General features: G+C 71.0%; 15 protein-coding genes and 1 tRNA gene. 9 read left to right on the top strand and 7 right to left on the bottom strand.

The window, feature by feature from the left end:
* Positions 1–391: 391 nt before the first annotated feature.
* A complete protein-coding gene (locus B100_RS0117825; RefSeq protein WP_006132548.1) occupies positions 392–1,066 on the top strand; it encodes a Crp/Fnr family transcriptional regulator in 675 nt (224 codons plus the stop codon).
* Between the two features lie 115 nt (positions 1,067–1,181).
* On the opposite strand, the gene B100_RS0117820 is transcribed toward B100_RS0117825, so the two are convergent.
* The 4 genes from B100_RS0117820 to sp36 form a co-directional block, all read right to left on the bottom strand.
* The gene (locus B100_RS0117820) at positions 1,182–2,012 is read right to left on the bottom strand and encodes an MBL fold metallo-hydrolase (RefSeq protein WP_024885786.1); all 831 of its coding nucleotides are present in this window, start codon (positions 2,010–2,012) and stop codon (positions 1,182–1,184) included.
* Positions 2,009–2,890 (bottom strand): NUDIX hydrolase, encoded by an 882-nt coding sequence (locus B100_RS0117815; protein WP_024885785.1) that lies wholly within the window; start codon positions 2,888–2,890, stop codon positions 2,009–2,011. Before B100_RS0117815 ends, B100_RS0117820 begins: the two co-directional genes overlap by 4 nt.
* Positions 2,891–3,078: 188 nt before the next feature.
* Positions 3,079–3,549, bottom strand: a complete 471-nt coding sequence (locus B100_RS0117810; RefSeq protein WP_024885784.1) for a RidA family protein — start codon at positions 3,547–3,549, stop codon at positions 3,079–3,081.
* Complete coding sequence (gene sp36 / locus B100_RS36505; protein WP_003975360.1) at positions 3,546–3,707, bottom strand: Sp36 family protein; 162 nt, start codon at positions 3,705–3,707, stop codon at positions 3,546–3,548. Before sp36 ends, B100_RS0117810 begins: the two co-directional genes overlap by 4 nt.
* Positions 3,708–3,870: 163 nt before the next feature.
* Here sp36 and bagA point away from each other — a divergent pair, with 163 nt between their 5' ends.
* Together bagA and bagB are read left to right on the top strand one after the other, a co-directional pair.
* Positions 3,871–4,848, top strand: a complete 978-nt coding sequence (gene bagA, locus B100_RS0117800; RefSeq protein WP_024885783.1) for an ATPase BagA — start codon at positions 3,871–3,873, stop codon at positions 4,846–4,848.
* Between the two features lie 172 nt (positions 4,849–5,020).
* Entirely contained in the window at positions 5,021–6,403 is a 1,383-nt protein-coding gene (gene bagB / locus B100_RS0117795; RefSeq protein ID WP_024885782.1) for an ATPase BagB, read from the top strand.
* A gap of 370 nt (positions 6,404–6,773) precedes the next feature.
* Here the strand turns inward: bagB and B100_RS0117790 are convergent, their stop codons facing one another.
* The gene (locus tag B100_RS0117790) at positions 6,774–7,112 is read right to left on the bottom strand and encodes a WhiB family transcriptional regulator (RefSeq protein WP_024885781.1); all 339 of its coding nucleotides are present in this window, start codon (positions 7,110–7,112) and stop codon (positions 6,774–6,776) included.
* 428 nt (positions 7,113–7,540) lie between these two features.
* On the opposite strand from B100_RS0117790, the gene B100_RS0117785 reads away from it, so the two are divergent.
* Positions 7,541–9,817, top strand: coding sequence for a transglycosylase domain-containing protein (locus tag B100_RS0117785; RefSeq protein ID WP_024885780.1), 2,277 nt, complete (start codon positions 7,541–7,543; stop codon positions 9,815–9,817).
* 159 nt (positions 9,818–9,976) lie between these two features.
* Here the strand turns inward: B100_RS0117785 and B100_RS0117780 are convergent, their stop codons facing one another.
* On the bottom strand, positions 9,977–10,441 hold the full coding sequence (locus B100_RS0117780) for a GatB/YqeY domain-containing protein (RefSeq protein ID WP_024885779.1): 465 nt from the start codon (positions 10,439–10,441) through the stop codon (positions 9,977–9,979).
* Positions 10,442–10,545: 104 nt separating this feature from the next.
* Between B100_RS0117780 and B100_RS0117775 the strand changes: the two genes are divergently transcribed.
* The 3 genes from B100_RS0117775 (at position 10,546) to B100_RS0117765 (ending at position 12,575) form a co-directional block, all read left to right on the top strand.
* Positions 10,546–11,469: a metallophosphoesterase gene (locus B100_RS0117775; RefSeq protein ID WP_024885778.1), complete on the top strand. Its 924-nt coding sequence runs from the start codon at positions 10,546–10,548 to the stop codon at positions 11,467–11,469.
* A gap of 232 nt (positions 11,470–11,701) precedes the next feature.
* Positions 11,702–12,454: a Pr6Pr family membrane protein gene (locus tag B100_RS0117770; RefSeq protein ID WP_024885777.1), complete on the top strand. Its 753-nt coding sequence runs from the start codon at positions 11,702–11,704 to the stop codon at positions 12,452–12,454.
* A gap of 47 nt (positions 12,455–12,501) precedes the next feature.
* Positions 12,502–12,575: transfer RNA gene (locus tag B100_RS0117765), tRNA-Pro, on the top strand.
* A gap of 119 nt (positions 12,576–12,694) precedes the next feature.
* On the opposite strand, the gene B100_RS0117760 is transcribed toward B100_RS0117765, so the two are convergent.
* Positions 12,695–13,051, bottom strand: coding sequence for a DUF6233 domain-containing protein (locus B100_RS0117760; RefSeq protein ID WP_024885776.1), 357 nt, complete (start codon positions 13,049–13,051; stop codon positions 12,695–12,697).
* 312 nt (positions 13,052–13,363) lie between these two features.
* Here B100_RS0117760 and B100_RS0117755 point away from each other — a divergent pair, with 312 nt between their 5' ends.
* Entirely contained in the window at positions 13,364–13,804 is a 441-nt protein-coding gene (locus B100_RS0117755) for a MarR family transcriptional regulator (RefSeq protein ID WP_024885775.1), read from the top strand.
* An 84-nt stretch (positions 13,805–13,888) separates the two neighbouring features.
* On the top strand, positions 13,889–14,779 hold the full coding sequence (locus B100_RS0117750; RefSeq protein ID WP_024885774.1) for an NmrA/HSCARG family protein: 891 nt from the start codon (positions 13,889–13,891) through the stop codon (positions 14,777–14,779).
* The last annotated feature ends 72 nt before the right edge of the window (positions 14,780–14,851 follow it).

Below are 14,851 nucleotides of genomic sequence, written 5' to 3'. Positions count from 1 at the left end.
CCCGCGCGGCCCCGGCCGGACGTCCTCACGTCGTCCGGCGTCGCGGCCCCCCGCGACGCCGACCGCTTCGCCGCTTTCACCGTTTCCCTACCACCATCGGAGCCCTGTTCGCCCACAGCGGAATCACGACCTGAACTCACCCGCGCAGCCCCCTCGGCCTGTGCTCTCACCGGCGATTTGGACACCCGGCCAGCCTACGACCCGACACGGACATCCGCCCCGGACCCCGAAGATCGGCGTCCAATTGGACCCCTGCCGCTTACCCCGGCCGACCCGTGCGGCATCCTTGTGACAGATCACACTGTTTGGACCGTCCGGCAAAATGGGAACCACGGTCCCCTGGCACGTTGGGGAACAAGATCCCCTGAGCAGGTCGACAAGGAGAGTACTCGTGGACGACGTTCTGCGGCGGAACCCGCTTTTCGCGGCGCTCGATGACGAGCAGGCCGCGGAGCTTCGCGCCTCCATGAGTGAGGTGACCCTGGCACGGGGCGACTCACTTTTCCACGAGGGCGACCCCGGCGACCGCCTGTACGTGGTCACCGAGGGCAAGGTGAAGCTGCACCGCACCTCCCCCGACGGCCGCGAGAACATGCTCGCCGTGGTCGGCCCGGGCGAGCTGATCGGTGAGCTGTCCCTGTTCGACCCGGGACCGCGCACCGCGACCGCCACGGCACTCACCGAGGTGAAGCTGCTGGGCCTGGGCCACGGCGACCTGACGCCCTGGCTGAGCGCCCGCCCCGAGGTGGCCACGGCGCTGCTGCGGGCCGTCGCCCGCCGCCTGCGCAAGACCAACGACGCCATGTCCGACCTGGTCTTCTCCGACGTTCCGGGCCGTGTCGCACGCGCCCTGCTCGACCTGTCCCGCCGCTTCGGCGTGCAGTCCGAGGAAGGCATCCACGTGGTGCACGACCTCACGCAGGAGGAGCTGGCCCAGCTGGTCGGCGCGTCCCGCGAGACGGTCAACAAGGCCCTGGCGGACTTCGCCCAGCGCGGCTGGCTCCGTCTGGAAGCCCGCGCGGTGATCCTCCTCGACGTGGAACGCCTCGCCAAGCGCTCCCGCTGACGCCTCATCTCAGAACCACCTCCGCGCCCCCACGGCCCCCGGCCTGTGGGGGTGCGGGTGTGTCCGGGGGCAGGCCGCGGGTGTGTCCGGGGCACGGCACGCAAGGCGGGCCGCGTCAGAGGATGCCGTGCTCCTTCAGATACTCCAGCTGCGCGCGCACGGAGAGCTCCGCGGCCGGCCACAGGGAGCGGTCGACGTCGGCGTAGACGTGGGCGACGACCTCGGACGGGGTGCGGTGGCCGTCCTCGACGGCCGTCTCCACCTGGGCGAGCCGGTGGGCGCGATGGGCGAGGTAGTACTCCACGGCACCCTGCGCGTCCTCCAGCACCGGACCGTGCCCGGGCAGCACCGTGTGGACGCCGTCGTCGACCGTGAGCGACCTGAGCCGGCGCAGGGTGTCCAGGTAGTCGCCGAGGCGGCCGTCGGGATGGGCCACGACGGTCGTGCCGCGCCCCAGCACGGTGTCGCCGGTGAGGACCGCCCGGTCCGCCGGCAGGTGGAAGCACAGGGAGTCCGCCGTGTGCCCCGGGGCCGGGACGACCCGCAGCTCCAGGCCGCCGACGGTGACGACGTCCCCGGCGGCCAGCCCCTCGTCGCCGAGCCGGAGCGCCGGGTCCAGGGCGCGGACCTTCGTGCCGGTCAGCTCTGCGAACCGGGCGGCGCCCTCGGCGTGGTCGGGGTGACCGTGCGTCAGGAGGGTGAGGGCCACCCGCTTGCCCGCCTGCTCGGCGGTGCCGATGACGTGCCGCAGGTGCCCGTCGTCCAGCGGTCCCGGGTCGACGACGACGGCGAGGTCCGAGTCCGGCTCGGAGAGGATCCAGGTGTTGGTGCCGTCCAGGGTCATCGCCGACGGGTTGGGCGCGAGCACGTTGACGGCGCGCGCGGTGGCGGGGCCGGTGAGGACGTCGCCGCGCGGCTGGCCGGGGAGGGTGTTGGCGTCCGTCATGCGGGGGCTCCCCCGGTCGGGATGTGCTTGGTGAACTCGTCGTGCCCCGGCCAGGAGAGGACGATCTCGCCGTCCACCAGGCGCGCGGAAGCCAGCACCGGCGTGAGGTCCCGCGCGGGCGCCGCGTCGAGCGCCTCCGCCGACGTGCCGTACCCCGTGAGCTGGCGCAGGGTCGCGATCGTCGGGGGCATCATCAGCAGTTCACCCCGGTCGTACGCGGCCGCCGCCTCGCGCGGGGTGATCCACACCGTGCGGTCGGCCTCCGTGGAGGCGTTGCGGGTGCGCTGGCCCTCGGGGAGCGCGGCGACGAAGAACCAGGTGTCGTAGCGGCGGGGCTCGAACTCGGGGGTGATCCAGCGGGTCCAGGCGCCGAGCAGGTCCGAGCGCAGCACCAGCCCGCGCCGGTCGAGGAACTCCGCGAAGGACAGCTCCCGTGCGACGAGCGCGGCCCGGTCGGCCTCCCAGTCCGGGCCGGTGGTGTCGCCGACCACGGAGTCGGGGGCGGGCCCGGCCAGCAGCACGCCGGCCTCCTCGTACGTCTCCCGTACGGCCGCGCAGACGATCGCCTGGGCCACCGCCCGGTCGACGCCGAGCCGGTCGGCCCACCAGTCGAGGGAGGGGCCGGCCCAGCGGACGTGCCGGTCGTCGTCGCGCGGGTCGACGCCGCCGCCGGGGTAGGCGTACGCGCCGCCCGCGAACGCCATGGACGTACGGCGGCGCAGCATGTGCACGGCGGGTCCGTCGGCGGTGTCCTTGAGGAGCATGACGGTGGCCGCCCGCTTCGGCGTGACGGGAGTCAGCTCACCGCTCGCGAGCGCCCTGATCCGCTCGGGCCACTCCGGCGGGTACCACTGCCCGCCAGCCTGCGCATTCGCCATGGCCGGAGGCTATCCCGAGACGCCCGGATGTTCGAGTGCCCCTCGGGACGGGCGGGGAGCACGGGCCCGGGGCGGCCGTCGTCACCCGCCCGGAGCAGCGGGCCCGGACGGCCGTCGCCCCGGCCGAGGTGGCCACGGCCGGGGCGACGGTACGTACGAAGGGAACGCGCGCGGGGCGCTCCGGAGGGCTACGCCTCCGTGAGCTCCACCTGCATCTCGACCTCGACCGGGGCGTCCAGCGGCAGGACCGCGACACCCACCGCGCTGCGGGCGTGGACGCCCTTGTCGCCGAGCACCTCGCCCAGGAGTTCGCTCGCGCCGTTCACCACGGCGGGCTGGCCGGTGAAGTCCGCGGCGGAGGCGACGAAGCCGACGACCTTCACCACGCGCGCCACGCGGTCCAGGTCACCGACGACGGACTTGACCGCGGCGAGCGCGTTCAGCGCGCAGGTGCGGGCCAGGTCCTTGGCCTCATCCGCGGTGACCTCCGCACCGACCTTGCCGGTCGTCGGAAGCTTGCCGTCCACCATCGGCAGCTGGCCGGAGGTGAACACGTAGCGACCCGAGGTGACGGCCGGCTGGTACGAGGCGAGCGGCGGGACGACCTCCGGCAGGCTCAGGCCCAGCTCGGCAAGCCTGGTCTCGACGACGCCGCTCATGCCTGCTTCTCGCGCTTCAGGTAGGCCACCAGCTGCTCGGGGTTGTTCGGCCCGGGCACGACCTGGACGAGCTCCCAGCCGTCCTCGCCCCAGGTGTCCAGAATCTGCTTCGTCGCGTGGACGAGCAGCGGCACAGTCGCGTATTCCCACTTGGTCATGCGGCCGACTCTAGCCGCTGCCGCGACCGCCTCCCGCGCCGCCGTCACACGGCACGGGACGAGGGCGCGGGGCGGCACGGGACGAGGGCGCGGGGCGGCACACCAGGCCGCGAACAGCACCCGGAGCCGCCACTGCGCGCGGCAAGCATTTAGGCTCGAAGACGTGAGCAGGCTCCAGGTCGTGAGTGGCAAGGGCGGAACCGGCAAGACCACGGTGGCCGCCGCTCTGGCGCTGGCCCTGGCCGAGGAGGGGAAGCGGACGCTTCTCGTCGAGGTCGAGGGCCGGCAGGGCATCGCGCAGCTCTTCGAGACGCAGGCGCTGCCGTACGAGGAGCGGAAGATCGCCGTCGCTCCTGGGGGCGGGGAGGTGTACGCCCTCGCCATCGACGCCGAACTGGCCCTTCTGGACTACCTCCAGATGTTCTACAAACTGGGCAGCGCCGGCCGCGCCCTGAGGAAACTCGGCGCGATCGACTTCGCCACCACCATCGCGCCCGGCGTCCGGGACGTCCTGCTCACCGGCAAGGCGTGCGAGGCGGTGCGGCGCAAGGAGCGGAACGGCCGGTTCGTCTACGACTACGTCGTGATGGACGCCCCGCCGACCGGCCGCATCACCCGCTTCCTCAACGTCAACGACGAGGTGGCCGGGCTCGCCAAGATCGGCCCGATACACAATCAGGCGCAGGCGGTCATGCGGGTGCTGAAGTCGCCGGAGACGGCCGTGCACCTGGTGACCCTGCTGGAGGAGATGCCGGTGCAGGAGACCGCGGACGGTATCGCGGAGCTGCGCGCGGCCAGTCTGCCGGTGGGGCGGGTGATCGTGAACATGGTGCGTCCGCAGGTGCTGGACGCGGACGCCCTGGAACTCGTCGGGTCCGTCCCCCGTTCCTCCGTCGCACGGTCGCTGTCGTCCGCCGGTCTGGGCGGCGCACGGCGCGGCGGCCACGCCGAGCGGCTGGTGGAGCCGCTGCTCGGGCAGGCGGAGGAGTACGCCGAGCGGTACGCGCTGGAGACCGAGCAGCGGGCCGTGCTGGCGGACCTGGGGATGCCGTTGCACGAACTGCCTCTGCTGGCGGAGGGGATGGACCTGGCCGGGCTGTACGCGCTGGCGCGGAAGCTGCGCGGACAGGGCGTCTCGTGACCGGCCGCACGACGCGGACGGTCGTGACCGGTCGCATGGCGCGGACGGCCGTGACCGGCCGCCGTACGGCCCGGTCGCCGCTCGCCGAGCGTTCCTGTCGCACCCGCCCGCACCGCCGTCACCGCCGTATCGGCCCCGTCACGAGTCGGATCCACCGGAAGCAGGGGATGTCATGAGTCGTCGTCCGGAACCGGCGCAGGCGGACGACCCGGTCCGTCACCACCTCTCGCACACCCTCTCCCTCGACATCGACCCGCTGATCGAGAACCCGGACACCCGGATCGTGGTGTGCTGCGGCTCGGGCGGTGTCGGCAAGACGACCACCGCCGCGGCCCTGGGTCTGCGCGCGGCCGAGCGGGGCCGCAAGGTGGTGGTCCTCACCATCGACCCCGCGCGCCGCCTCGCCCAGTCCATGGGTATCGACTCCCTCGACAACACCCCGCGCCGGGTGAAGGGCGTCGACGACTCCGCGGGCGGCGAGCTGCACGCGATGATGCTCGACATGAAGCGCACCTTCGACGAGATCGTCGAGGCGCACGCGGACCCGGAGCGGGCCGCCGCGATTCTGGGCAACCCCTTCTACCAGTCGCTCTCCGCGGGCTTCGCCGGCACGCAGGAGTACATGGCGATGGAGAAGCTGGGACAGCTGCGGTCCCGTGACGAGTGGGACCTCATCGTGGTCGACACCCCGCCGTCCCGTTCCGCGCTGGACTTCCTGGACGCGCCCAAGCGGCTCGGTTCCTTCCTCGACGGCAAGCTCATCCGGGTGCTGCTGGCGCCGGCCAAGGTCGGCGGCCGTGCGGGGATGAAGTTCCTGAACGTCGGGATGTCGATGATGACCGGCGCGCTGGGCAAGGTGCTGGGCGGTCAGCTGCTGAAGGACGTACAGACCTTCGTGGCCGCGATGGACTCGATGTTCGGCGGGTTCCGTACCCGCGCGGACGCCACGTACAAGCTGCTCCAGGCGCCCGGGACGGCCTTCCTGGTGGTGGCGGCCCCGGAGCGGGACGCGCTGCGCGAGGCCGCCTACTTCGTGGAGCGGCTGGCCGCGGAGGACATGCCGCTGGCCGGTCTGGTGCTCAACCGGGTGCACGGCAGCGGCGCCGACCGGCTGTCGGCCGAGCGGGCGCTGGCCGCCGCGGAAAATCTTGAGGACTCCCGCATTGTGGATCAGGGGGACGGGAAAGCTGGACTTCGTAACTCTCCCGACACGTACGGCAGTTCAGAATCACCCGCGCGTAACGTCACCGACGGAGGCTCCCCCGCCACCGAGGACGGTACCGGCGCGGCTCCCGACCATCCGGCAGCGGACGGCGACGCGGACGCGGAGCGGTCCGTGGACCGTCTCACCGCGGGCCTGCTGAGGCTGCACGCCGAGCGCATGCAGCTGCTCTCGCGCGAGCAGCGCACGCGTGACCGCTTCACCGCGCTGCACCCCGAGGTGGCGGTGGCCGAGGTGGCCGCCCTGCCCGGGGACGTGCACGACCTCGCGGGGCTGCGGGACATCGGCGAGCGGCTCGCGGCCGGGCGACCGGAGCTGCCGGAAACGCCCTGACGTGACGCGAAGCGTCCCGTTACGCGGCACGGCAGGAAGGGGCGTAGGCACGGCACGCAGGCACCACGAGAAACGGAACGTCACGCACGTACGGCGACGCACTCGTCGGCGCCGGTCCGCGCCCCGTTCCGCACTCGCGCGCGAGGAGGCGCGACAAAGGCGGGGCGCACCCCCACCGGCGCGGGGCACCCGGCACTCCACGGGCCTACGGTCGGACCCGAAGTCGCATGACCCCCCGCCCCAGTGGCCCCAAAGCCCCATGACCCCATGGCGCCATGGCCTGGTGGCTGATCGCCAAGACCCCTGACCCCGAGGGACCGCGTGGACCCGGTCACGGAACCGGGCACGCGCCGTGGACCCTCGAAAGCTCTCAGCTCACCGCGGCGTAGTCCTGGAAGACCTCGTCGTCGCTGAGCGGCACGACGCCCGTGCCGCGCTCGTACTCCGAGCGCGCGGTCTCCAGCAGCCGGCGCCAGGAGGTCACGGTCGGCCGCCGGCGCAGCAGCGCGCGGCGCTCACGCTCCGTCATGCCTCCCCACACGCCGAACTCGACGCGGTTGTCGAGCGCGTCGGCCAGGCACTCGGTACGCACCGGGCAGCCGGTGCACACCGCCTTGGCCCTGTTCTGCGCTGCTCCCTGAACGAACAGTTCATCCGGATCGGTAGTGCGGCAGGCAGCCTGCGCACTCCAGTCGGTAACCCAGCCCATACCGGCGCCGTCCTCTCCCGAATCGAGGCTCCCCCACGGCGGCAGCGGCATATTCACCGCCGCCAGTTGAGGACGTTACGGAAGGTGGACACAGCGCAACACCCCCAGCGGGCCCAATCTTGAATGGTCCGAACGGACTATGGGTAAGCGGCAGATCACCCGGGGGAGTGAGGGGGCGACATGCGGGACCAAACGGGCGTATAGGGGTAGTTCAGTTACGTCACAACGGGCACCGCGTGACACACGAGGCGATCCGGACACGGTCTCCACGCTTCTCAACTGAACTCATATGAAGAAAGTCGAGAGGATCCGGAACGATTCGGGGTCGCCGGACGTATTGATACGTGGCCTCACTGCTGTGACAGTTGAGTGCAGCTTAGGCCAAGGCATATACGCTTGTCCGGCGAATGAGAACGTAGGCTGCTCCCATGCCAAAGAAGCGCTCGGGCGGTGGTCTGTCCTCCACGCAGCAGGCCGCCAAGTTCCTCGGTGTCAGTGTCCTCGCGGGGGCCGTCATGGCCGGCATCGCACTGCCCGCCGTGGGCGCGCTGGGCCTCGCGGCGAAGGGTTCGGTCGAGAGCTTCGACGAGCTCCCGGCCAATCTGAAGACGCCGCCGCTGAGCCAGCGCACCACCATCCTCGACGCCGACGGCGGCCTCATCGCCACCGTCTACTCGCGCGACCGCACGGTGGTCGACCTCAAGGACATCTCGCCGCACTTGCAGAAGGCGATCGTGGCCATCGAGGACTCCCGCTTCTACCAGCACGGGGCGGTCGACCTGAAGGGCGTGCTGCGCGCGCTCAACAAGAACGCCCGCAGCGGTGAGGTCTCCGAGGGCGCCTCCACGCTCACCCAGCAGTACGTGAAGAACGTCTTCGTCGAGGAGGCGGGCGACGACCCGACGAAGGTCGCGCAGGCCACCCAGCAGACCATCGGCCGCAAGATCCAGGAACTGAAGTACGCGATCCAGGTCGAGGAGGAGCTGGGCAAGAAGAAGATCCTCGAGAACTACCTGAACATCACGTTCTTCGGCCAGCAGGCCTACGGTGTCGAGGCCGCCGCCCAGCGTTACTTCTCGAAGCCCGCCAAGGACCTCAACCTCCAGGAGTCGGCCCTTCTCGCCGGCATCGTCCAGTCGCCGAGCCGCTACGACCCGGTGAACGACGAGGCGGAGGCGAAGAAGCGACGCAACGTCGTCCTCCAGCGGATGGCCGAGGTCGGCGCCGTCTCGACGGAGGAGGCCGCCGAAGCGGCGAGGCAGCCTCTCGGGCTCAAGGTCAGCAAGCCGCAGAACGGTTGCACCACTGCGGTCAAGGGTGCCGGCTTTTTCTGCGCCTACGTCAGGAACGTCTTCCTCAACGACCCGGTCTTCGGCAAGGACAAGCAGACCCGCGCGAAGCTGTGGAACCGCGGCGGCCTCACCATCCGCACCACGCTCGACCCGCAGGCCCAGAAGTCCGTGCAGGAGTCGTTGAAGGACCACGTCAACAAGAGCGACGAGGTGGCCGCCGCGGCCACCCTCGTGGAGCCCGGCACCGGCAAGATCGTGGCGATGGGGCAGTCGAAGCCGTACGGCTCCAACCCCAAGGAGAACGAAACCGAGATCAACTACTCGGTGGACTACAAGATGGGCACGAGCGCCGGCTTCCCCACGGGCTCCACGTTCAAGCCGTTCGTGGCGGCAGCCGCCCTGGAGGCGGGGCGTCCCGCGACCCAGGAGTACCCCTCACCGTACGAGCTGACGGTTCCGAGCCCGATCCAGACCTGCGGCAAGCCGTACACCAACGAGGACGGCACCAAGATCCCCAACGAGAGCGAGTCGGAGAAGGGCCCCTATCAGCTGAAGAAGGCCATGGCTCTCTCGGTGAACACCTACTTCATCGAGATGGTCGCGGACATCGGCCTCTGCCCGGTCACCGAGCTGGCCGAGAAGTTGCATATCCGACAGGGCAGCGGCAAGGAACTGCCGCAGGTTCCTTCGATCGCCCTGGGCACCGAGTCCGTCCCCCCGCTGACGATGGCGTCGGCGTACGCTGCCTTCGCCAACCGCGGAATGTACTGCACCCCTGTCGCCGTCGAGGCGGTCACGCAGCGGGTGGGCGACAGCCAGAAGAGCCTTGAGGTGCCGAAGTCCGCCTGCTCACGGGCGATGTCGGAGAAGACGGCCGACACCATCAACGCCCTCCTCCAGGGCGTGGTCGACTCCGGTACCGGCAAGCAGGCCGGCCTCTCCGACCGGGACAACGCGGGCAAGACCGGTACCACCGACGAGCGCCGCAACGCCTGGTTCGTCGGCTACACGCCGAAGCTGTCGGGCGCCGTCTGGGTCGGCAGCGCCACCCAGCAGGTCAAGATGCAGAACATCACCATCGGCGGCGTCTACCACGACCTCGTCTACGGCGGCGACACCCCGGGCCCCATCTGGAAGGACGCCATGACCGGCGCCCTCGAGGGCAAGGACTCCGGGTCCTTCGTCCCCGTCCACATCCCCGACCCGCCGGACAAGGACGACCGTGACAAGCCCGGCCGCGGCAACGACGACGGTGGCAACGGCGACGAGGGCTTCATCGGCGGCCTGATCAACGGCGGCAACGGCAACGGAGGCGGCGACGGCGGAGGCGGAGGCGACGAGCCCAACCCGGGCATCTCGCTCCCCGACGGCTTCATCCAGGGCCCGGGCAACGGGCCGGGCGGCCGCCGCTGAGCCCTGGCGGGCGGCAAGGACGAAGCGAACGGCGGGCGGCCCCTTCCCCGGGTGGGGAAGGGGCCGCCCGCCGTTACGGCTGTTCAGTCACGGAGACGACGTACCGTACGCAGCCGCCTCGCTCGGTGGACGGGACGCGGCCGCGCCGGTTCGCTCGGCTCAGCCCGCGAGCAGCTTCTTCACGGCGGCGGCCACCCGGCCGCCCTCCGCCTGACCGGCCACCTTCGGGTTCACGATCTTCATGACGGCACCCATGGCACGCGGACCCTCGGCGCCGGCGGCCCGGGCCTCCTCCACGGCCTGCGCGACGATCGCGTTCAGCTCGTCGTCGGACAACTGCTTGGGCAGGTACGCGGCCAGCACCTCGCCCTCCGCCTTCTCCCGCTCGGCCTGCTCGGGACGGCCGCCCTGCGCGAAGGCGTCCGCCGCCTCACGGCGCTTCTTCGCCTCGCGGGTGATCACCTTCTGCACCTCGTCGTCGGAGAGCTCGCGCTTCTCCTTGCCCGCGACCTCCTCCTTGGTGATCGCGGCGAGCGTCAGCCGGAGCGTCGAGGAGCGGAGCTCGTCGCGCTCCTTGATCGCGGCGTTGAGGTCGTCGTGCAGCTTCGACTTGAGCGTGGTCATGACTTGATTGTCGCAGGTGCGGGGGCGGCGGCGCCTGCTGATTTGCGGTGCCCCGCCGCCGAGGTCCGTTCGGAGGGACCGTCAGGGTCTGACACGATGGGTGTATGCGCGCGCGATACGGAATCCCCCTGGGAATCACGGCGGCCGGCGCCGCCGGACTGCTGTACGCCGCGGGCTTCGAGGCCCGCTCCTTCCGCCTCCGACGGGTGACCGTCCCTGTCCTCCCCTCCGGGATGCGCCCCCTGCGCGTGCTGCAGGTGTCCGACATCCACATGGTCGGCGGCCAGCGCAAGAAGCAGCGCTGGCTGCGCTCGCTGGCGGGGCTGCGTCCCGACTTCGTGATCAACACGGGTGACAACCTGTCCGACCCCGAAGGCGTCCCCGAGGTCCTGGACGCGCTGGGCCCCCTGATGGAGTTCCCCGGCGCGTACGTCTTCGGTTCGAACGACTACTACGGGCCCCGGCTCCGCAACCCCGCCCGCTACCTGGTCGAGAAGGTCCAGGGCCGGCACGGCCTGAACGGCAACCCGCCGGCTGAGAACGTCGTGCACAACCCGTGGGAGGACCTGCGGGACGGTTTCGACTCGGCGGGCTGGCTCAACCTGACCAACGCCCGGGGCACCCTGAAGATCGAGGGCTCGTCGATCGAGCTGACCGGCCTGGACGACCCGCACATCAAGCGCGACCGCTACCCGGAGGTGGCGGGCGGCCCGTCGGCCGGCGTCGACTTCTCGATGGCCGTGGTGCACGCGCCGTACCTGCGCGTGCTGGACGCCTTCGCCGCCGACGGCTACCCGCTGATCCTGGCCGGCCACACCCACGGCGGCCAGCTCTGCATCCCCTTCTACGGCGCCCTGGTCACCAACTGCGACCTGGACACGGACCGTGTGAAGGGCCTGTCCACCCACACGGCGGAAGGCCGCAGGTCGTATCTGCACGTCTCGGCGGGCTGCGGCACGAGCCGCTACACGCCGGTCCGCTTCGCGTGCCCGCCGGAGGCGACGCTGCTGACGCTGGTCGGCCGGTGAGGGTGGTCGGTCGCTGAGGCCGGTCCCTGAAGAGGTCGGCGTACTGCCGGGCCCGTTGACGTGAGTCGGCGGGCCCGTCGGCGTATCGCGGAGCCCGCCGGGCCAGCCGGCTACATATCGCGACGGGTGCACCGCCCGAGACCCAGGCGCGGGCGAGCGACCGGGCGGGTGGGTAACCCGACCGGCCCACCCCACATCGCCCCGAACCGGACACCGGCCCACGCTGGGGTGCGTGACCGCCCCGATACCCAGGGACATCCCGGACCTCCCCGCCCTGCCGCGGAAGGCACCGGCGCTGCTCCCCTCCGTCGTCCCCGCCAGAGCCGTCGTGCCGCTGGTGCGCCGCCCGCTGACAGCGGTGTACCGGCTGGTCCTGGCGGTGGTCGCGACGGCGGCCGTACTGATCGAGATCCTCCTCGGCAGCCCCACCCGGGTGCTGAGCTACTTCGTGATCCAGAGCGGGGTCCTGCTGGCGCTGGTGACCTTCGCCTCGGCCCGCCGCGCCTGGACCGCCCGGCACCCCCTGCCGGGCGCGGTCACCGGGGCCGCGCTGCTGTACGTCGTCATGGCGGGCCTGGTCCACCACATCCTCCTGGCGGACGCGTCCCCGGCCTTCTCCATGACGGGCCCGGCGGCCGGCGGCGTGTCGTGGCTGGAGCCGGTCGCCGCGCACACGCTGCACACGGTGCTGCCGGTGGCCGCGGTACTGGACTGGCTGATCCTGACGCCACCGGCCCGCATGCACCTGCGCCAGGCCCCGACGTGGCTCCTGTACCCCTTGGCCTACCTGGCCTTCACCCTCGGCCGGGGCGAGCTCCTGCCCGGCTCCCCGGTCCGCTACCTCTACCCGTTCCTCGACGTCACCCGGCACGGCTACAAGAGCGTGCTGGCCAACGGGCTCCTCGTAGGGCTCGCGTTCTACGCGGTGGCGGTCCTGCTGGTGGCACTGGACCACACCCGCCCGAAAACCAGATTTCGTCTCTAGCCACCAGTGGGCTAAAGTAAACGTCGTCGCCGCGACAGCAGCGACACCGGGGTGTGGCGCAGCTTGGCAGCGCGCTTCGTTCGGGACGAAGAGGTCGTGGGTTCAAATCCCGCCACCCCGACGCTCATCAGAGGCCGCTTACGGAATTCCGTAAGCGGCCTCTGATGTATGCTCCAGCAGCGGAGTCCAGCACCGCTGTAGCTCTGGACGGCCGGGCGCCCCCGTCCGCCCACTCCTCCGTCACGGGTTGTCCAGCAGACCGAGTGCCGTGTCCGGACGGCAGTGCACGCACGCCACTATGCCGTGCCGCAGAGCCTCGACCACCTGGTCGCGGGATGCCGGACGGCACCGGCCCGACTTCGCCGCCGCCCAGCAGTCCCCGACATGGACGGCATCCACGTTCTTCCGGTTGAGCCCGTACTGGAGCAGCCAGTCCGGAGGTGACGGCCGCATCTCCTCACCCCGGCGTCGCTCGGTCTCGCGCCGCTCCTCGTCCGCGATCCACCCGTCGAGCTGCCGTACGGCGGCCGTCGCCTGCTGCACGACCACACGGCGCGCGAAGCGCAGCAGTTCCAGTCGAGACGGTTGATCGCTCACATGTTCGATTCTACGGTCGGCCGCGCGGATGCCAAGACGCGACCTTCAGCGATGGTTGGCCCCGCGCCCGCGCTGGGCACAGGGGCGAGTCCCGCTCGGGGGCTCGGACAGCCGCTTGTCCTTCGACTGCCTCTGGCAACGCGTAGCCGTATCGCCTGTCCGGCCAGGATGGCCTGACGCCACGGTGAGTGACCGTTCGCGCACCTTGCCTGCGGGGCTCAACGCCAGGACCAGTCAGGAGGCCGCCAGCGGTATGGTCATCACCCACATTGTGGGACGAACACCAATGGTCATCGGACCGGGGAGGTCGGCGTGGACTATGGCGACAAGCTCTTCTGGCTCTCGGTGGTGATTCAACGCAAGTACGCGCAGGTCTGTGCCGGGTTCGACCTGACCCCCTCGCAGGCCACGCTGCTCTGCGCAGTCAGGAACGAGCCGCGGAAGATGGCTGACCTCGCCGCGTCGCTGGGTATGACCAAGAACGCATTGAGCCAGCTGGTCGATCGCACCGCGCGGCGCGAGTTGGTCGGCCGGGCAAGCTCGGCGCAGGACCGAAGGGTCGTCATGCTCAGTGCGACACCCACGGGGAAGGTGCTCGCCGAGGCCGTTTACGCCGAGGTCGCCAAGCGCCTGCCCGAGATCGCGAGGAACCTCGACGCCGACGACCAGCGCGACTTCGAGCGCCTGGCCACCGCCATCGTGGACACCTCGGACCTCTCTTCGCCCACCTCGAACCAGCCCTTCACACCGTGAGGTCCCGCTCCACCCACACCCTTGACGATGTTCATGCCGTGAACTAGTTTCGTTCACGGCATGAACTAGTGAAGGGTGTCAGCGATGAGCACACAGGCGACCGGCACGATCGCAGTCTTCGGCGCGACGGGACGACAGGGCGGAGCGGTGGTCGACGCACTGCTGGACCACAAGGCGCGGGTACGGGCCCTGGTCCGCAACCCACAGTCCGAGCGGGCTCAGGCGCTGGCCGCCCGCGGCGTCGAGCTGGCGGCCATCCGGGCCGACGACCCGGCGTCGCCGGCCACCGCGCTGGCGACGGTCGAGGGGTTCTACTTCATGACCCCGGAGGCTAACAGCCTGGAAGAGGTCGAGGCGGAGATCCGCATCGGCACCGCGCTCGTCGACGCGGCGATCGATGCGGGCGTCCCGCACGTCGTGTTCAACTCGGTCTTCGGAGCGGAGCGGGAGTCGGGTGTGCCGCACCACGACTCGAAGCACTCGATCGAGGAGCACCTGAGGAAGTCCGGCCTCAGGGCCACCATGGTGCGCGCGACCGCCTTCATGGAGAACTTCGAGAGCGTGATGGCGCCGAGCCTGGAGCACGGGGAGATCGTGCTGAGGCTGCCGCTGCCGGAGGACGTCCCCCTGAAGATGATCTCGGTCAGGGACATCGGCCGCGTCGCCGCCGCGCTCCTGCTCGGCACCGCGGAGGCGCCCAACGGGGCCGTCGAGCTCGTCGGCGACGAGCTGACGGGCCCCCAGATCGCCACGGCGTTCGGCGCGCGCGCCGGGCTCCCCGCGCGGTACGAGACCCTCCCGTTGAGCGTGCTTCCCAACGACCTCGACAAGGTGATGTTCCGCGAGTTCGCGAAGGCGGCGGAACACCCTGCGGACCTCGCGGCGGTGCGCTCGATCGAGCCGGCCACCCTGGACCTGGCCGAGTGGATCCGAGCTACCGGCTGGACCGCGCCCACGAACGCGGCTGGTTCCTGAGCCTCCGGCCGCGATGAACGCCCCGCGATCCTGCCCACTTCTCGGCGCTCCGGGAGCCGGCGCGCCCTGACG

It is taken from the genome of Streptomyces sp. CNH189 (genome assembly GCF_000527195.1).
Note: the sequence above shows the minus strand (reverse complement) of the source record. Positions and strands in the feature narration are given on the sequence as shown.

Coding starts and splice junctions, on each gene's coding strand:
- B100_RS0117820 (WP_024885786.1), bottom strand. CDS start 2,012: ATGACGGACGCCAACACCCTCCCCGGCCAGCCGCGCGGCGACGTCCTC.
- B100_RS0117815 (WP_024885785.1), bottom strand. CDS start 2,890: ATGGCGAATGCGCAGGCTGGCGGGCAGTGGTACCCGCCGGAGTGGCCC.
- B100_RS0117810 (WP_024885784.1), bottom strand. CDS start 3,549: ATGAGCGGCGTCGTCGAGACCAGGCTTGCCGAGCTGGGCCTGAGCCTG.
- sp36 (WP_003975360.1), bottom strand. CDS start 3,707: ATGACCAAGTGGGAATACGCGACTGTGCCGCTGCTCGTCCACGCGACG.
- bagB (WP_024885782.1), top strand. CDS start 5,021: ATGAGTCGTCGTCCGGAACCGGCGCAGGCGGACGACCCGGTCCGTCAC.
- B100_RS0117790 (WP_024885781.1), bottom strand. CDS start 7,112: ATGGGCTGGGTTACCGACTGGAGTGCGCAGGCTGCCTGCCGCACTACC.
- B100_RS0117785 (WP_024885780.1), top strand. CDS start 7,541: ATGCCAAAGAAGCGCTCGGGCGGTGGTCTGTCCTCCACGCAGCAGGCC.
- B100_RS0117780 (WP_024885779.1), bottom strand. CDS start 10,441: ATGACCACGCTCAAGTCGAAGCTGCACGACGACCTCAACGCCGCGATC.
- B100_RS0117775 (WP_024885778.1), top strand. CDS start 10,546: ATGCGCGCGCGATACGGAATCCCCCTGGGAATCACGGCGGCCGGCGCC.
- B100_RS0117750 (WP_024885774.1), top strand. CDS start 13,889: ATGAGCACACAGGCGACCGGCACGATCGCAGTCTTCGGCGCGACGGGA.